At 64.9% G+C, this 16,798-nt stretch carries 12 protein-coding genes, 1 tRNA gene and 1 pseudogene; 3 read left to right on the top strand and 11 right to left on the bottom strand.

Annotation, left to right across the window (positions count from 1 at the left end):
* Positions 1–55 precede the first annotated feature (55 nt).
* Positions 56–1,458 (top strand): annotated as a pseudogene (locus ACPUD7_RS16615) (anion permease).
* Positions 1,459–1,672: 214 nt separating this feature from the next.
* Here ACPUD7_RS16615 and ACPUD7_RS16610 read toward each other — a convergent pair.
* On the bottom strand, positions 1,673–1,972 hold the full coding sequence (locus ACPUD7_RS16610; RefSeq protein WP_135539907.1) for a hypothetical protein: 300 nt from the start codon (positions 1,970–1,972) through the stop codon (positions 1,673–1,675).
* A gap of 136 nt (positions 1,973–2,108) precedes the next feature.
* Positions 2,109–2,181, bottom strand: a tRNA-Arg gene (locus ACPUD7_RS16605).
* A gap of 377 nt (positions 2,182–2,558) precedes the next feature.
* On the opposite strand from ACPUD7_RS16605, the gene ACPUD7_RS16600 reads away from it, so the two are divergent.
* On the top strand, positions 2,559–4,391 hold the full coding sequence (locus tag ACPUD7_RS16600; protein WP_135539906.1) for a phosphoenolpyruvate carboxykinase (GTP): 1,833 nt from the start codon (positions 2,559–2,561) through the stop codon (positions 4,389–4,391).
* 448 nt (positions 4,392–4,839) lie between these two features.
* Here ACPUD7_RS16600 and ACPUD7_RS16595 read toward each other — a convergent pair whose 3' ends face one another.
* The 4 genes from ACPUD7_RS16595 to ACPUD7_RS16580 form a co-directional block, all read right to left on the bottom strand.
* Entirely contained in the window at positions 4,840–5,073 is a 234-nt protein-coding gene (locus ACPUD7_RS16595) for a hypothetical protein (protein ID WP_135539904.1), read from the bottom strand.
* Positions 5,070–6,467, bottom strand: coding sequence for an inorganic phosphate transporter (locus tag ACPUD7_RS16590; RefSeq protein ID WP_135539902.1), 1,398 nt, complete (start codon positions 6,465–6,467; stop codon positions 5,070–5,072). Before ACPUD7_RS16590 ends, ACPUD7_RS16595 begins: the two co-directional genes overlap by 4 nt.
* A gap of 225 nt (positions 6,468–6,692) precedes the next feature.
* Positions 6,693–8,090, bottom strand: a complete 1,398-nt coding sequence (locus ACPUD7_RS16585) for an aspartate aminotransferase family protein (RefSeq protein WP_425120527.1) — start codon at positions 8,088–8,090, stop codon at positions 6,693–6,695.
* A 36-nt stretch (positions 8,091–8,126) separates the two neighbouring features.
* Positions 8,127–9,611, bottom strand: coding sequence for a CoA-acylating methylmalonate-semialdehyde dehydrogenase (locus ACPUD7_RS16580; RefSeq protein ID WP_425120526.1), 1,485 nt, complete (start codon positions 9,609–9,611; stop codon positions 8,127–8,129).
* Positions 9,612–9,724: 113 nt separating this feature from the next.
* On the opposite strand from ACPUD7_RS16580, the gene ACPUD7_RS16575 reads away from it, so the two are divergent.
* Positions 9,725–11,434: a PucR family transcriptional regulator gene (locus ACPUD7_RS16575; protein ID WP_135539897.1), complete on the top strand. Its 1,710-nt coding sequence runs from the start codon at positions 9,725–9,727 to the stop codon at positions 11,432–11,434.
* A 34-nt stretch (positions 11,435–11,468) separates the two neighbouring features.
* On the opposite strand, the gene ACPUD7_RS16570 is transcribed toward ACPUD7_RS16575, so the two are convergent.
* From ACPUD7_RS16570 to ACPUD7_RS16550, 5 genes are all read right to left on the bottom strand, one after another.
* Complete coding sequence (locus tag ACPUD7_RS16570) at positions 11,469–12,473, bottom strand: Ldh family oxidoreductase (protein ID WP_135539895.1); 1,005 nt, start codon at positions 12,471–12,473, stop codon at positions 11,469–11,471.
* 126 nt (positions 12,474–12,599) lie between these two features.
* Entirely contained in the window at positions 12,600–13,691 is a 1,092-nt protein-coding gene (locus ACPUD7_RS16565) for a proline racemase family protein (RefSeq protein ID WP_135539893.1), read from the bottom strand.
* Positions 13,692–13,808: 117 nt separating this feature from the next.
* Positions 13,809–15,056 carry an FAD-dependent oxidoreductase gene (locus ACPUD7_RS16560; protein WP_135539892.1) on the bottom strand — a complete coding sequence of 416 codons (1,248 nt, stop codon included), beginning with the start codon at positions 15,054–15,056 and terminating at the stop codon, positions 13,809–13,811.
* A 166-nt stretch (positions 15,057–15,222) separates the two neighbouring features.
* Positions 15,223–15,825: an OmpA family protein gene (locus ACPUD7_RS16555; RefSeq protein ID WP_101598897.1), complete on the bottom strand. Its 603-nt coding sequence runs from the start codon at positions 15,823–15,825 to the stop codon at positions 15,223–15,225.
* On the bottom strand, positions 15,822–16,445 hold the full coding sequence (locus ACPUD7_RS16550; protein ID WP_135539890.1) for a hypothetical protein: 624 nt from the start codon (positions 16,443–16,445) through the stop codon (positions 15,822–15,824). The genes ACPUD7_RS16555 and ACPUD7_RS16550 overlap by 4 nt, the downstream gene beginning before the upstream one ends.
* Positions 16,446–16,798: the final 353 nt, after the last annotated feature.

Genomic DNA, 16,798 nt, shown 5'->3' with positions numbered 1-16,798 from the left:
CAGCACGCTGGAAGCAGCCGCCGCACACCACGCCCGCACCCATGCCCGCCTGTCGATGGCGGGGAAGATCGCGGCGATCCTCGCACTCACCCTGATCATCTACTTCATTCCAGCCCCTGAGGGCATCGACCCGCGTGGGATGCACATGGCGGGAATCTTCGCCGGAACCATCCTCGGCCTCATCCTGCAGCCGCTGCCGACGGCCTTGGTCGCTCTGGTCGGACTGGCCGCCGCCATGGTCACCGGCACGATGGATGCGAAGACCGAGGCCCTGCAGGGGTTCGGGAACTCGACCATCTGGCTGATCGTCGCCGCGTTCTTCATCGCCGACTGCTTCCTGCTCACCGGTCTGGGACGCCGCATCGCGCTGCTGTTCGTCTCGTGGCTCGGCAGGTCCTCGCTCGGCCTGTCCTACGGCATGGCGCTGGCCGACCTCGTCCTCTCCCCCGCCACACCGTCGAACACGGCCCGCGCAGGCGGCGTCGTCTACCCGATCGTCCGGTCGCTCGCTTCGGTCAACGACTCACACCCATCCAGCGCCGAGTCGCGGAAGAGACTGGGTTCCTACCTCTCCCTGACCTCGGTGCAGGTCAACACCATCACCTCGGCCTGTTCGTCACGGCTATGGCCGGCAACCCGTTGGCCGTGGGCTTCGCCGCCGATGCCGGTATCGACATCTCCTGGGGCACCTGGGCGCTGGCCGCGATCGTGCCCGGACTCGTCGCACTCATCGTTATGCCATGGTTCATGGCCAAGGTCTACAAGCCGGGCCTGACGAAGACCCCCGAGGCCCCCGCCCACGCGCGTGAGGAACTCAAGGAGCTCGGCTCCATGAGCCGCGGCGAGTGGACCATGCTCGCAACCTTCGCCCTCCTGCTCCTCCTGTGGGTGTTCGGTGACATGATCGGGGTGGATGCCACCTCGGCGGCCTTCGTCGGCGTGGCGATCCTCCTCATCACCAAGGTGCTGACGTGGAAGGACATGGCCGCCAACAGCGGCGCCTGGTCGACGCTGATCTTCTTCTCCGTGCTCGTGGGCATGGCCACCCACCTCAACACCCTCGGGGTGATCGGGTGGATCGGCGACGAGGTCGCCGGGCTGGTCGGCGGAATGCCGTGGATGGCCGCGTTCGCTGTGCTCAGCATCGTCTACTTCTACGTCCACTACCTCTTCGCATCGAACACGGCGCAGATCGTCGCGATGTACTCAGTGTTCCTCGGGGCGGCGATCGCCACCGGCGCTCCCCCGCTGTTCGCGGCACTGGCGCTGGGCTTCATCGGCAACCTCATCGGCGGCCTCTCGCACTACGCCTCGGGCCCCGCGGGCGTGATCTACGGCTCCGGCTACGTCACGACCGCCGAATGGTTCAAGGTCGGCTTCCTCGCCTCCGTCGTCAACATCCTCATCTGGAGCCTCGTCGGCGGCGGATGGATGTCCCTGCTCGGCATGTTGGGCTGATCCCCTCACCGAGTTGCGAATACCCCCTCGCCGAGGCGGTCCTGGCGATGGCATGGATCGCTCGCTGCGATGAATGCCGCCCAGTCCCTGCGAACCAGATCCAGCGATCGTCGATCGACCGCGGAATCGGGTCGAGCGCAAGTGTGAAGCGCCTGCGCCCACGCCGGGCGTCCTCGGCCGAGCAGGCAACGAAGTGGACACCATTCTTCGTCCATCACGACGCTCTGAGCGTCGACTGCGAAATCTTCCTCTGCAGCCCGACCTCCTTGAGATATCGATTCGCGGCGGTGACCCCGGCAATGCTGCCCGGCGTGATCTGCTGATAGGGAATGGCATAGGGACGAATGCCCGGAGCGGCTGCGAGCATCGGTGTCTCCCCCGGGTTGATGAGCGTCAGACCGGTGAAGATCAACCAGCCGAGGACGAACCCCATCACGGTCTTCGGTCCCGGGCGGTCACCGAAGACCTCGATGACCTCGCCGAGCTCCTCACGGTGACGACGGGCCTTTCGCATCACGGAACCCAACACAACCCCGACCTTCGGATCAATCGTCAGAACAGCCGGACCCTTTTGGGCTCACAGCCCTGACTCTGGACCCACGAAAAAGTCCCTCACCGGCTATCCTGCCTGGTGAGGGACTTCCCTTCGGTGCGCCACGAGGGATTCGAACCCCCAACCTTCTGATCCGTAGTCAGATGCTCTATCCGTTGAGCTAGTGGCGCGCGTTGTTCGGACTGACGCCGTGCAACTCGAACAACTATACACACCAGTTTCGCTCAAGCTCAAATCGCGTCCGCGTGCGCTTCGCCACATTCGCGCACAGGCGGGCAGTCGCCTCGGCGAACCGGGAATGAAAGCGCGGATTTCAGCAACGAGTCACCAATGAAACAACGCGTCAATTAATTGCAATGACACGTCATGTCAAAGTCTGATTCACGTCAATGAAGTCGTTCTTGTGACCCAATGCACATCTTCGAGTGACCGAAACCAGCGATTTTCGTGCTTGTCCCCATCCTACGGTGGATGTGTACCAACCGCTCGACGGAACCAGCAACCGCCTGAGACGCAACCCCGCACTCGACCTCAAAGGAGACCACTCATGACTGTCCTCGACCATGATGTCGTCGCTGACCAGCTGAAGAATGCACCGACCCGAAACGAGTCGGTACTCTCATTCGTCGGCCGGATCGCCGCCCTCACCACTCCGGATGACATCGTCTGGATCGACGGTTCCGAGGAGCAGAAGAATCAGATCGCCGAGCAGCTCGTCGAGGCCGGCACCATCAAGCGCCTCACCGGCACCAAGGACTCCTACTACGCGGCCTCCGATCCCGAGGACGTCGCCCGCGTCGAGGGCCGCACCTTCATCTGCTCCGAAGAGGAGAAGGATGCCGGCCCGCTGAACAACTGGGTCGCTCCCGCGGAGATGAAGGAAACCCTCAACCCGCTCTTCGCCGGATCGATGCGCGGACGCACCATGTACGTCATCCCGTTCGTCATGGGCCACGCCGAGGCGGACCAGCCGATGTTCGGCATCGAGGTCACCGACTCGGCCTACGTCGTCCTCTCCATGCTCGTCATGGCTCGCTCGGGCAAGTACGCCCTCGATGCGATCGACTCCCAGGATGCGAAGTTCGTCGAGTGCGTGCACTCCGTCGGCGCTCCGCTCGAAGAAGGTCAGGAGGACGTCGCCTGGCCCTGCAACACCACGAAGTACATCACCCACTTCCCCGAAGAGCGCGCCATCTGGTCCTTTGGATCCGGCTACGGCGGCAACGCCCTGCTCGGCAAGAAGTGCTACGCGCTGCGCATCGCCTCGGCGATCGCTCGCGACGAGGGCTGGCTGGCCGAGCACATGCTCATCCTCAAGCTGACGAACCCGGAGGGCGAGGTCAAGTACGTCGCCGCCGCGTTCCCCTCGGCCTGCGGCAAGACGAACCTCGCGATGATCGAACCCACCATCCCCGGCTGGAAGGCCGAGACCCTTGGTGACGACATCGCGTGGATGCGCTTCGGCGAAGACGGCCAGCTCTACGCCGTCAACCCTGAGTTCGGCCTCTTCGGCGTGGCTCCGGGCACCGGATACACCACGAACCCGACTGCGATGCGCGCCATCGAAGCCGGCGGCAACATCTTCACCAACGTCGCCCTGACCGACGACGGTGACGTGTGGTGGGAAGGCAAGACCGACGAGAAGCCGGCGCATCTCACCGACTGGAGGGGCAACGACTGGACGCCTGAGTCCGAGACCCCTGCCGCTCACCCGAACTCGCGTTTCTGCACCCCGATCGCCAACGTTCCCACCCTGGCTCCCGAGTGGACCAACCCGAACGGTGTTCCGATCTCGGCCATCCTCTTCGGCGGTCGCCGGAAGACCACGATGCCGCTGGTCACCGAGACCAAGGACTGGACTCACGGTGTGTTCATGGGTTCGGTGCTGTCCTCGGAGACCACGGCTGCTGCGACCGGAGCTGTCGGCGTCGTCCGCCGCGATCCGATGGCCATGCGCCCGTTCATCGGCTACAACGTGGGCGACTACCTGCAGCACTGGCTCGACATCGGCAACACCGAGGGTGCCCAGCTGCCGAAGATCTTCTACGTCAATTGGTTCCGCCGCGACGACGACAACTCGTTCCTGTGGCCCGGGTTCTCCGAGAACTCGCGCGTTCTCAAGTGGGTCTTCGAGCGCGTGGCCGGCACCGCCGACGCTCAGGAGTCTCCGCTCGGACTCACCCCGGTCGAGGGTGGCTTGGACACCGAGGGCCTCGACTTCACCGATGAGCAGCTGCGCAAGGCACTGGCCATCAAGCCCGAGGAATGGGAGACCGAACTCGGCCTCATCGAGGACTGGTATGCCGAGCTCGGCGATTCGGTTCCGACCGAACTGCGCGCCGAGGTCGAGAACCTCCGGAAGCGCCTCGGCCTGGCCTGAGACGCGGAGAGCCTGAGACTCCCCGAGTCTGACTCGAGTCTCAAGGCCGATGGAGAGGTTCGGCCCCCGGGCTGAGCCGTCCTGTCCCACAGAGAATCCCCCAACCGCCGCCGAGGTGGTTGGGGGATTCTCATGTTTCGTGGGTGTGCGGCCCATGCTCCCGCTGCGACGCGGTATCCGTCCCACACCATCAGCGGCAATTCGCCCCGCTAGCCACACGACGCCCTCGCACCGCCATAACGCACCGATGCAACGGCAGGAGATGTCACTAACGGTGACTGATGCCGAACCGCCGGTACGTGACGCTGCCGGTACATGAACGTTGCCGGTGCGTGAGGCTGCCGGTGCGTGACGCTGCCGGCACGTGGTGCGGGAGGTATGGGGCGATCAGGCGTGGTGAACACCCGCCGCCCCGTGGCGCTCGTAGTGAGCTCGTACGGCCTCGGCTTCAGGCCCCGTGCAGTGCCGGCACGATGAGGTAGACGCCGAGGAGGACGACGAGTCCGCAGATGCTGAAGACCGCCCAATAGCCGGCCTTGAGCAGCGAGTTGCCCCTGCCCTCTTCGACTCGATCGAGATGAACCGCGCGCATCCGCACGGCCGAGGAGAAGAGGGTGATGACGATGATCGCCGAGATCCAGGTCGCGGCCGCAACGATGACGAACGAGCTCCACTCGATCATTTCGCGTCTCCCTTGTCGCTGGCTTCGGCCCCGACCGAAGAGTCCTTCTGAGCCTCAACCTGAGTCCCGGCCGGCGAGTCCTGCGGCACGGAACCATTCGCGCCCTCAGGGCGGGGGGCCCGGGCTTTCTTCTTCGCACCTCGAGCGCGACGCTTCTCTTTCGCAGCCTGCTTCTCTGCCCACGCCTCTCGGCGGGCTTCACGCCTGGCACGGGCTCGTTTGCGGTTGCGGTCCTTGCGCAGTTTGCGCTTGCGACCGCGAATGTTCACTGCCTCGCCGACGGTGTCGAAGCCCGAAAGGTCGGTCTCCTTGGTCTGGCGGGAGCTGAAGTAGATCCAGAGGACGACGATGACTGCGGCCACCGTATCGATGATGACACCGACCAGCCCGAGGTGGGCGATCCCGGCGGCGAGCCCGCCTACGATGGCGGCTGCCGGGATGGTGAACAGCCAGCCCGAAGCGATTCGCCCGGCCGTCGACCACTGGACATCGGCGCCTTTGCGGCCGAGCCCCGAGCCGAGCACCGAGCCGGAGGCAACCTGGGTCGTCGACAGGGCGAAGCCGAGGTGCGAGGAGGCGAGGATGGCTGCGGCGGTCGAGGTTTCGGCGGACAGCCCCTGAGCGGCCTTGACCGTCGTCAGCTTGGTGCCGAGGGTATCGATGATGCGCCAACCGCCGACGTAGGTGCCGAGCGCGATCGCCAGAGCACACGAGGCGATGACCCAGATGTGGGGGCCGGTGCCGTGTTCCTGCAGGTTCGCGGAGACGAGCACGAGGGTGATGACACCCATCGTCTTCTGTGCATCGTTCGTGCCGTGCGCGAGCGCCACCAGCGAGGAGGAGAAGATCTGCCCGTACTTGAACGGTCCGCGACGCGCGGTCTTGCCTTCCTTGTTGCGGCGGGTGATGGCGTAGGCGATGCGGGTGCACAGGTACGCGCTGAACCCGGCGATGATCGGCGCGGCCAACGCCGGAATCACGACCTTGGACAGGAAGACTCCGAAGTCGACGGAGCTGAGTCCGGCACCGACGATGGCCGCGCCGATGAGGCCGCCGAAGAGCGCATGGGACGAAGAGGAGGGAAGGCCGAAGCGCCAGGTCGCCATGTTCCAGACGATGGCGCCGATGAGACCGGCGAGGATGAAGTCGGGAGTGATCTGCACTCCCCCGCCGCCTTCTTTGATGATGCCGCCGGAGATGGTCTTGGCCACCTCGGTGGAGAGGAAGGCGCCGACGAGGTTGAGGATCGCGGCGAGCGTGACCGCCGTCTTCGGTTTGATGGCTCCGGTGGCGATCGGCGTGGCCATGGCATTGGCCGTATCGTGAAAGCCGTTGGTGAAGTCGAAGAACAGTGCCAGTGCTATGACGAGCACGACAACGAAGATGATTTCCACTAATCGACCTTGGGTGTAGACACTATTCGGACCGTGGATGATGCAGCTGGCGGCCAGCGATCACTATCCCGCTGAAGTCTACCCTCGACTTCTGCCGATCTTCATCCGCAGTTCGACCCTACTCCACTCCGTTTACCGGATGTTCACTTTTGACGTGGGCAAATGCGCTCCGCCCGGAGCAGAATGCAATAGCGCTCACATTCCGGGCGGAGCACAGATGGACCCTCAGGCCACGAATCCGTCGGCGACGTCGAGCGCCTGGTCGAGGACGTCGAGTCCGAAGCGCAGATCCGCGTCCCCGATGTTCAGCGGCGGCACCACGTGGATCCGGTTGAAGTTCGCGAACGGGAGGACTCCCCCGGATTTGAGGGCGGCGACGACCGCGTTCATCTCCGGTGAGCTTCCGCCGTAGGCGGCCAGGGGTTCCTTCGTCACCCGGTCGCGCACGAGCTCGACCGCCCAGAAGCAGCCCCGTCCCCGCACGTCACCGACCGAGGGGTGGCGAGAGGCCATCTCCTGCAGTGCCGGTCCGATGATCTCAGCGCCGAGGCGGTCGGCGTTGTCGACCATCCCCTCGGTCTCCATGGCGTTGATCGTCGCCACTGCGGCCGCACAGGCCAGCGGGTGGCCCGAATAGGTCAGACCGCCCGGGTAGGCCCGGTCGCGGAAGGTCTCGAAGATCGCGTCCGAGATCGCGACACCGCCCAGCGGCACGTATCCGGAGTTCACTCCCTTGGCGAAGGTGATGAGGTCCGGCGCAACGCCCCAATGATCGAGTGCGAACCAGCGACCGGTGCGCCCGAAACCGGCCATCACCTCGTCGGCAATGAAGACGATCCCGTGCTTCGCCGTCAGTTCGCGCACACCTTCGAGGTATCCGGCCGGAGGACCGTAGATCCCGGCAGTGCCCGGCACGGTCTCGAGGATGAGGGCGGCGATGTTGCCCGGTCCTTCCAGCGTGATCATGTCTTCGAGGTGGGCCAGTGCCCGCTGCGTCTCCTCGGCTTCGGAACTCGAGTTGAAGTAGGAGCGGTACTGGTAGGCGGGCATGAAGTGGACGATGCCTTCGGCCGAGTAGTCGTTGGCGAACCGTCGCGGGTCGCCGGTGACGTTGACGGCCAGCTGGGTTCCGCCGTGATAGCTGCGATAGGCCGAGAGCACCTTCGTCCGCCCGGTGTGCAGCCGCGCCATGCGGATGGCGTGCTCGTTCGCATCGGCCCCGCCGTTGGTGAAGAACACATGGTCGAGGTCTCCGGGGGTGCGCTCGGCGATGAGTCGAGCCGCCTCGGAGCGGGCGTCGTTGACGTACTGCGGGGCAATCGTGCACAGCCTGCCCGCCTGCTCCTGGATCGCTGCGACCACGCTCGGGTGCTGGTGGCCGATGTTCGTGTTGACCAGCTGTGAGGACATGTCGAGCAGCTTCCGGCCCTCACCGTCCCAGACATAGGATCCTGCGGCGTCGATGATCGTCATCGGGTCGAAGGGACCCTGCGCCTGCCAGGAGTGGAAGACGTGGGCCCGGTCGAGTTCGTGGGCACGGCGCCCGGCGTCGATGCGGTCGGCGTCGATGCGGTCGACGTCGACGCGCGATTCGGTGAGCGGGGAATCCGCGGTGGTGGTCATGGGTGCTCCTTCGCCGAGGTGGCTGTGCGTGAGAGGTCAGTCGTTGGTGGGGAATCCGAGGTTGAGTCCGCCGTGGCTGGGGTCGAGCCAGCGCGAGGTCACGACCTTGCCGCGGGTGAAGAAGTGGACGCCTTCGTCGCCGTAGGCGTGGGTGTCTCCGAACAGCGAGTTCTTCCACCCGCCGAAGGAGTAATAGCCCACCGGCACGGGGATGGGCACATTGATGCCGACCATTCCGACCTCGACCTCGGTCTCATAGCGGCGGGCCGCTCCTCCGTCGTTGGTGAAGATCGCGGTGCCGTTGCCGTAGGGGTTGGAGTTGATGAGCCCGAGGCCTTCGTCGTAGCCGGGGACGCGGACGACGGCGAGGACGGGGCCGAAGATCTCGTCGGTGTAGATCGACATATCGGGGCTGACATGGTCGAACAGCGTCGGGTTGAGGAAGAAGCCCGCATCGGCCGTGTTCTCGCGACCGTCGAGGACGATGGTGGCGCCTTCGGCCGCGCCGGCGTCGATGTAGCCGGCGACCTTGTCTCTGTGGGCGGCGGTGACCAACGGTCCCATGTCCGGTTCGTCCGCTCCGTCACCGACCCGCAGGGTCCGCGTGCGTTCGGCGATCTTGGCCACGAGCTCATCGGCGATGGACTCGACGGCGACGACGACGGAGATCGCCATGCAGCGCTCACCGGCCGCACCGTAGCCGGCGTTGACGGCGGCATCGGCGGCGAGGTCGAGATCGGCATCCGGCAGGACCAGCATGTGGTTCTTCGCCCCGCCGAGGGCCTGGACGCGTTTGCCGGTGGCGGTGCCGTTCTCGTAGACGTACTGAGCGATGGGAGTCGAGCCGACGAAGGACACCGAGGCGACCTCCGGGCTCTCGAGCAGCGTGTCCACGGCCTCCTTGTCCCCGTGGACGACGTTGAACACGCCGTCGGGCAGTCCCGCTTCCTTCCACAGTTCGGCCAGCCAGTTCGCCGCCGAGGGGTCCTTCTCCGAGGGCTTGAGGACGACGGTGTTGCCGGTGGCGATGGCCACGGGGAAGAACCACATGGGCACCATGGCCGGGAAGTTGAAGGGCGAGATGATGGCCGAGACGCCGAGCGGCTGGCGCAGGGAGTGGACATCGATCTTCGTCGAGGCGTTCTGCGTGTGACCGCCGCGGAGGTGGCCGGCGATGCCGCAGGCGAATTCGACGACCTCCTGGCCGCGAGCGACTTCGCCGAGGGCGTCGGAGACGACCTTGCCGTGTTCGGCCGTGATGATCTCAGCCAGTTCCTGTTTGCGCGCGTTGAGCAGCTCACGGAAGGCGAAGAGGATCGACGTCCGCTTCGCCAGAGAGGTGTCGCGCCAGGCGGGGAAGGCCGCCGCAGCGGCGTCGATCGCCGATTCCACGGTGGCCCTCGACCCCAGCGCCACCTGGCCGGTCACCTGACCGGAGGCCGGATTCGTGATTTCGCCGAGGCGGGTGTCGGTGTCCGCGGTCACGGCCTGTCCGTTGATCCAATGGGTGAGCGTTGCCATGAAGGCTCCTTCTGCGTCGTCGAAGAGTCGGTTGAGTCCATCTTCGATCTGCCGCACCGATCCCGAAAGCGTCAGAGTGTCAGAATGTTCCGCTCTGGCTTTACACTGTGTCAATGGACAGCGTGTGGGAATCGAGCGGATCATCGCTGAGCATCGCCGGTCTGCTCGAGTTCGAGGTGATCAGTGCCGCGGAGCCGCTCGTGCTGGCCGGCACTGCTTGTCTTGACCGGGCGATCCGCTGGGTCCACATCGCCGACTCCGAACACGTCGAGCGCTTCCTCGAAGGCGGGGAACTCGTGCTGACCACGGCCACGACCTTCCGTCATTCGCCTGCGGCGATGGCGGAGTTCCTCGACCAGCTCGAACGCGCGGGTGCCGCTGGGACGATCATCGAACTCGTCGACGAGGACTCGGCCTTCGACGAGGCGGCGGGCGCGATCGTGCGGGAGGCCGCCTCGGCGAGGGAGCTGCCCGTCATCGTCCTGCCGCGGCGGGTGAAGTTCGTCAGGATCACCGAGCTCGCGCATCGCAGTCTGCTCGCGCAGCAGATCTCGCGGCTCGAACATGCTCGGGAGATCCACGAGACGTATACGCAGCTGAGCCTCGATCGGGCCGAGGCGCAGACGATCGTCGATCGCACGGCCGAGCTGCTCGGCACGGCAGTCGTTCTCGAGGATGTGTCCCATCGGGTGCTCGCACATTCCGGCCGCGGTTCGCAGGCTCTTGCGCAGAAGTGGGCCGACCTCGTCAGCGGTGCGAATCCGGTGCCCGACGGGCTGGATGCGACGCGGTGGCGGCAGACTCCGGTGGGTCTGCGGTCTCGCCGGTGGGGTCGGCTCGTCGTCCCCGGTGCTGCCGAGTCCGTCGCCGATCTCGATCAGGTGATCGAACGCGCCGGTGAAGCCCTGACGCTGACCCGGATGGCCGATCGCGATGAGCAGGATCTGCTGCTGCAGGCTCAGAGCGGGCTGATCAGAGAGATCACGGACTCAGAAGGACTCGACGAACGTGCGGCGCTGGAACGTGCCCGTTCACTGGGATTCACTCCGGCCGACGGGGCCGAGCTCACTCCGGTGGTCATCCGGATCGACCGTGAAGCCGACACCGATCCGACTCGAGTGCAGCTGCAGGAGCGGGGCCTGACGCAGGAGATCACTTCCGCCGCTTCGCGCCTGAATCTGTGTGTGCTCATGACGAGCCTGCAGTCGGGGGCTTTCGGGTTCGTCCTGGCACCTGGTCGCGGGAGAGGCAGACGGTCGCAGCAGAGTCCGCGCAGCACCGAGGAGGCCGATGACTGGCTCAACCGCCTCCTCGCCGAGCTCGAGGGGCTTGCAGCCAGCTGGGTGGTCGGGGTCGGCCGGAGCAGCACCTCTCTGCTTCAGGCTGTCGCCGGTCTTGAAGCGGCGTCCCACGTCGCCGAGGTCGCCTCGACTCTCGATGTGCGTGAGCGCTCGTTCTACCGCTCCTCGGATGTGCGTATCCGCGGGTTGCTGTCTCTGTTGGCCGAGGACTCGCGGCTGCGCGCCTTCGCCGAGGGAGAGTTGTGGCCGCTGCTCGGCGCCTCCGGTCGTGATGGCGGTCGCCGGGACGGGGTGCTGTCGCCGGCCGCGGATTCCGCAGATGAGGGACTGCTCGACTTCCTCGAGCTGTACCTCTCCCACGGTGGCAACAAATCCGCGATGGCGCGGGCCGGGCACCTGTCCCGGCCCGCGCTCTACGCGCGGATTACGCGTCTGCAGGACCGCCTCGGCGTCTCACTCGATGATGCGGAGTCACGCACGGCGCTGCACGTGGCGCTGCTGTGGTGGAGGATGTATGGCTGAGGATCGGGCGGCAGGCCACCCGGTCCGCAGTGTTTCAGTTGAGAATTGAGCGGATCAAATCCGTGACGGGGATTCCTCGGTCGGCCGCCTCGGCGCGATTGACGTAGCGACGATCGCCGGGCAGACGATCCATGCCCGCGTCGCGGAGCATATCGACGAATTCGCGGACTCGGCCCAGGTAGGCGTCGTTGCCGCCGCGCTCGGGGTCGAGGACGATGAAGAGCTGACCGGTGCGGAAGGTGTGGGCACCGTCGGGGGCCTCCGCGTCGATCTCGTAGGTGAAGGCACCGCCGGTCAGCCCGGCCGCCAGCGTTTCGATCATGAACGACAGCAGTGCACCCTTATGCCTGCCGATGGGCCGGATTCCGCCGCCGTCGAGGATGGCGCTGGGATCCGTGGTGTCCGCGCCGGTCGAGTCGACCCCGGTCCCGACCGGAACGTCCCGGCCCTCGGCCCGCAGCAGCTGCAGGTCCCCGTGGGACATCGACGATGTGGAGAAGTCGAAGACGATCGGGTCCGCACCAGCCACGGGAGTGGCGAAACCGAACGGGTTGGTGCTGAAGACCGGGCGCGTGGCCCCTTCGGGAACGACGGCGAGCTTGCCGCTGGCGATCATGCCCATCGCCACCCGCCCCTCGCGGGCAAAGGCTTCGAGGTCGGGCCACAGAGCACTGAAGTGATGGGTACTGCGCAGGGCGATGACAGCGACGCCGGACTCGGCAACCGCCTCGTCGATCGTCGGACGCGCCTCGGCGAGTGCGGGTTGCGCGAAGCCGTTGCGTCCGTCGATGCGGATATAGGAGGGGCCGACAACGTCGATGTTCGGCTCCGCAGCCCCGTCCGCCCAGCCGCGGGTCAGCGAATCGAGGTAGCCGGCGACCCGGAAGACTCCGTGGCTGAGAGTGCCGTCGCGCTCACAGGTGGCACAGTTGGTCGCCAGCACTTCGGCCACCGAAGGCGAAGCGCCGGCGGCCACGAGCTTCTCTTCGATGGCCGAGACAAGGTCATCGAAAGAGATTCGGTCGGGTTCATTCGTCATTGTGTGCTCCTCATGTGCGGTCGATCGTGTCGGCGTCGACCACTGCCCTTACCCAGCAGACTATCGTTCGATCGGTCATCGGCCCTGCGGATCCTTGTCCGTTCCTCGGTTCTCGTCTGCGGGTTCTCAGTTCTCTTCTGCCGGTTCCGCCGCGCTCGTGCCGCCGCTCCAGATGTCACCGACGGTAAAGCCGATCGGGAACGGATCGTCGGGCTCGAGGACGAGCTGCTGGAATCCGGTGATCCATCCGCGCCCGGTGATCGAGGGGATCACGGCCGGCAGTCCGCAGATCTCGGTCTCTTCCTTCACCACGGCGGTGAAGGTCGTTCCCAGCATCGATTCGTGGACGGATCGCTGACCGACGGCCAGTTCGCCGCGGGCGTGCTTGGCTGCGACTCGGCCGCTCGTGCCGGTGCCGCAGGGCGAACGGTCGAACGTCCCCGTCCACGTCCTCGGATCGTCGAGGTCGACGATGCCGTTGGGCAGGACGACCGCATTGCGTCCGTCGGTGCCCGCTGTGCGGGCGGGCCCGTGGATCAGCGGCAGACCGATCGCGTCGATCTCCGGGATGAGAGGATGCCTCACCTCGAAGGTCTCGTTCGCCGCCTGCCGCATCACGCTGGCCGCTCTGATAATCTCCTCGGCATTGCCCGGATCAAGGTCCACGCCGAGGCTGTCCGCCGCAGTCTGCACGTAGAACTGACCCCCGAATACGATGTCGACGGGGATCGTCCCATACCCCGGCACCTCGAGCGGCAGGTCGAGTCCGTGGACGAATGCCGGGACGTTGTCGAAGGTCACCGACGTTGCTCGGCCCGCTTCCACCTCGGCGCGGACCGTGACGATGCCGGCGGCGGTATCGATGCGCAGCTCAGTGACCGGTTCGCTGACGTCGACGGATCCGGTCTCGATCAGCGCCGTGACGGTGCAGATGAGGTTCAACCCCGACATCGGCTTGAACCCGCCCTGCTCCATCACGATCATTCCGAAATCGCAGCTCGGATCTGTCGCAGGCACGACGATCGGCGAGCACAGGCCGGGATAGCCGCGGGGTTCGTGGAGGATGAGGTTCCGGAAGTCGTCGAGGTGCTCTTCGCAGTATCGGAGCTTTTCGGCCATCGTGGCACCTTTGACCCGCAGTCCCGAGCCGATGAGCACGCGACCGGGTTCGCCGGCCGCGTGAACATCGACGGCCTGGATGAGCTGTCTGTTCTTCACGTTCCCTCGTCTCTGCTCGGGCGGGCCTCAGCCCACGATTTCGCTGCCGGCGACTTGCTGTGTGGTCATGAGCCCATCCTCGTGAGTTCGGGCCCGTGCGGCGTTGACGTAAATCGTTCAGGAACGATTCGGGGACACACGAGCGAGCTGCTCACCGGGCAGCGTCGAGCTTCCACCAGTCATGAGTCCGGATAGCAGCCGAGCAGATCCCGGTGCCAATGTCAGACCGAGCATCGAATCTCCGGAGTTGTTGTAGGCGTTCTTCACGGAGTCCAGGCGCCCGATGACGGGAAGGCCGTCAGGAGTCATGGGGCGCGACCCAGCCCATGGAGCCAGTTCTCCCTGACCGTCGCCCCAATCACGGAATGCTTCCTGAGCCGCGCGGCGGATCGCACCGACGCGGACCTCGTTGACGTCGTCGTCCGTGCTGCCGAACTCCATCGTGCCCGCGAGCCTGAGCATGCCGTTCAGCGGAGTGAGGGCGACGCGAGCATCTTCGAGGGTCAGGGATGTGCGCAGCTGAATCGGAGCGGGTGAGTAGTCAATGCTGTAGCCCTTGCCCGAGTAGATCGGGACCTTCTGACCGAGTTGCCCGGCCAACACGCCGGACGGGACACCGGCCGAGATGACAAGTGCATCGGCCTTGATGACCTCCGAGTCCGAGGTGACAACTGCGGTCACAGCGTCGCCGGAGCGAACGAAGCGTCCGACCCGAGTGTCTTCTCGCACGACTACGCCGAGATCAGAGAGTTTCGCGAGGAGGCCCGCTGTCAGAGAATCGGGTTCGATCTGTCGGTCAGCCGAGAAGGACAGACCGTGGCGGATTCGATCGCTGAGAGCCGGTTCGGCCTCGCGGACTTCGTCATCATGCAGTCGCCGCGGCCGGTGGCCCGCGGCCTCGAAAGCGGGCAGGCTCGCACAGTGCTCGTCGAAGCGTTCCCGAGTCTCGAAAGCCAGCAGCACACCACGGTCGTGCATCTCGAAGTCGATGCCTTGAGCCTGGTACTCATCGAAGAGATCGTTCGCATCCTCGCCGAGGCGCAGGTGGAGGTCGAGTCCGGCTTCGAAGTCACGTGCGTTGCAGTGCCTGGCCATCTGCAAAAGGAATTTGAGATAGCCGGGCGCAAGGGACGGCTTGATCGATAGTGGGCTGTCGGGCTTGAGCATCCATCGGATCCCCTGAAGCAGCACCCCTGGGGCAGGCACCGGGGTGCTCTCGGCGATAGCGATCTTTGCGGCATTTCCGTGGGAGGCACCCGCACCGCATCGGGCAGCCTCGATGACGGTGACGTCGTGTCCACTCAGCGCCAGTTCGTAGGCGCTGGTCAGCCCGACCACGCCGCCTCCGATGATGACTGTCTTCAATCGGTTGCCCTCCGTTGGTCCCCGAACCGGCTGCTTCGCCGCCGGATCAGGGCCGACGTCACCGAAGTTGCCTCATGTATGACCATCTATTGAAAGAGACGCTATGCAGTGCTGTCAGGTTCGTCAATGGTCTCAGCCGCTCTTCCCGAACAGCCCAAGATCAGGCTCAGTCTTCGTAGCGGATTTCGACGCGACGGTTCTTCGCCCGGCCCTCGGGGTCGTCTTTGCCGTTCTTCTCATTCGACTCGACGGGCTCGGACTCGCCGAAGCCCTTTGCCGCCACGTCAAGGTCGGAGTTCTCCGAGGTGAGCACGTCGGCCACGGCCTTCGCACGGTCTTCGGAGAGCTTCTTGTTGTAGTCGTCCTCGCCCTTGGAATCCGTATGTCCGCCGACGATGATCTCGGAGTCGGTGGGCAGGTCCTTGACGAGTTCCTTGATCTTCTTCTTCGCGGCCTCGCTCAGTTCGGCCGAGTCGAAGTCGAAAAGGATATCGGTATCGAGGGTGACCACGGTGTCGCCGCCGCTGACCTTCGTCGTCTCAACGTCTTCGATCCCCTTCTCCAGGTCATGGATGCCAGGTTCGAGTTCGACGATACTTTCGTCGATCCGCGACTGGTCAGGATCAGTGAAGTCATCCGGTGTCGGAGTACCGCGATCGGCAATATCCTGCGGAGTCACAGGGTCAGCGAATGCAGATGCGGTTGGACCGGCGACAACGAGGCCGGCAGCCAACAGCACCGCGACCGGTCCGGCAGCTGCGTGCTTCACGAGATCTTCACTCCGGTAACGAGATTCATCCCGTCGACGACAGAGACCTCAACTTCATCGACGTCCGGTGGCGGTGCGGCAAAGACAGCGAAAGCGTAGTGGGTCTGGCCGGGCTTGAAGTTCGTACCCACAGAGTCCGTCTGTGCTTTATCGACGCTGTACTTGAGCACATGGTGCTTGCGCAGGTTCTGAGAGTCGACAAGGAACGGACTCCAGCTTCCATTGCCGAGGTAACCGTAGAGATTGTCGCCGGGATCATCCTCATCGGCCGCCTTCTCCGAGTTCACGGTGAACGCGAACTGCGCCACGAGAGTCTCGCCCTTCCGCTTCAATGGGAACAGCTGAACAGTCATCGTTGCCTCGTCGTCACCTTTGACGGTCGCGGGGATGTCTTGAGTGGCGACAGGATCGGGCAGATTATTCGGGTCGAGGCCGGCCGCCTCGGCGGATCCGGATTCCCCCTTGGAACCAGCGGCTTCGCTGGACTCCTCCGTTGATTCCTGGGTCTGTGCATCGTCAGCACTCTGCTTGTCCGCATCGTCGCCGGACGAACAGGCGGTCAGTGTCAGCGCGAGAACGGCTGCGGCAGCGGACAGAGCTGTCCTGCTGATCGGGGACATAGAGATCTCCTCAAGTGTCGCCGGAGCCGTGTTTGTCCTGGTCAGCTCCGGTGGCGGGGATGGTCGCGGATCATCCTACCTCGGACAAGTGAACTTTCACTACACAGCACGTATATCAAGATGAACTCCGGGTTCAGCACCCGCAGGCTCGAAATTCATGCGCCCCGATCACGATCACCACAAATGCACTTTGAAGCCGCTTTTGATGAGAAGTGGGGGTGGAATCGGGTTATAGGCCAAAATGTGTGTACAGGATAGCCTGCTTGCCCAGTAGCCAGTAGGGCAAGACTGGATTGAACATGCTCTGCAACCATGTTCAGTGCCCAATCCCAGAAATCACCCCGTCTGTGGTG

The sequence above is a fragment of the Brevibacterium sp. FAM 24630 genome (assembly GCF_049804075.1).
Taxonomy (GTDB): Bacteria; Actinomycetota; Actinomycetes; order Actinomycetales; family Brevibacteriaceae; genus Brevibacterium.
This window is presented reverse-complemented; position numbering and strand designations above follow the sequence as displayed.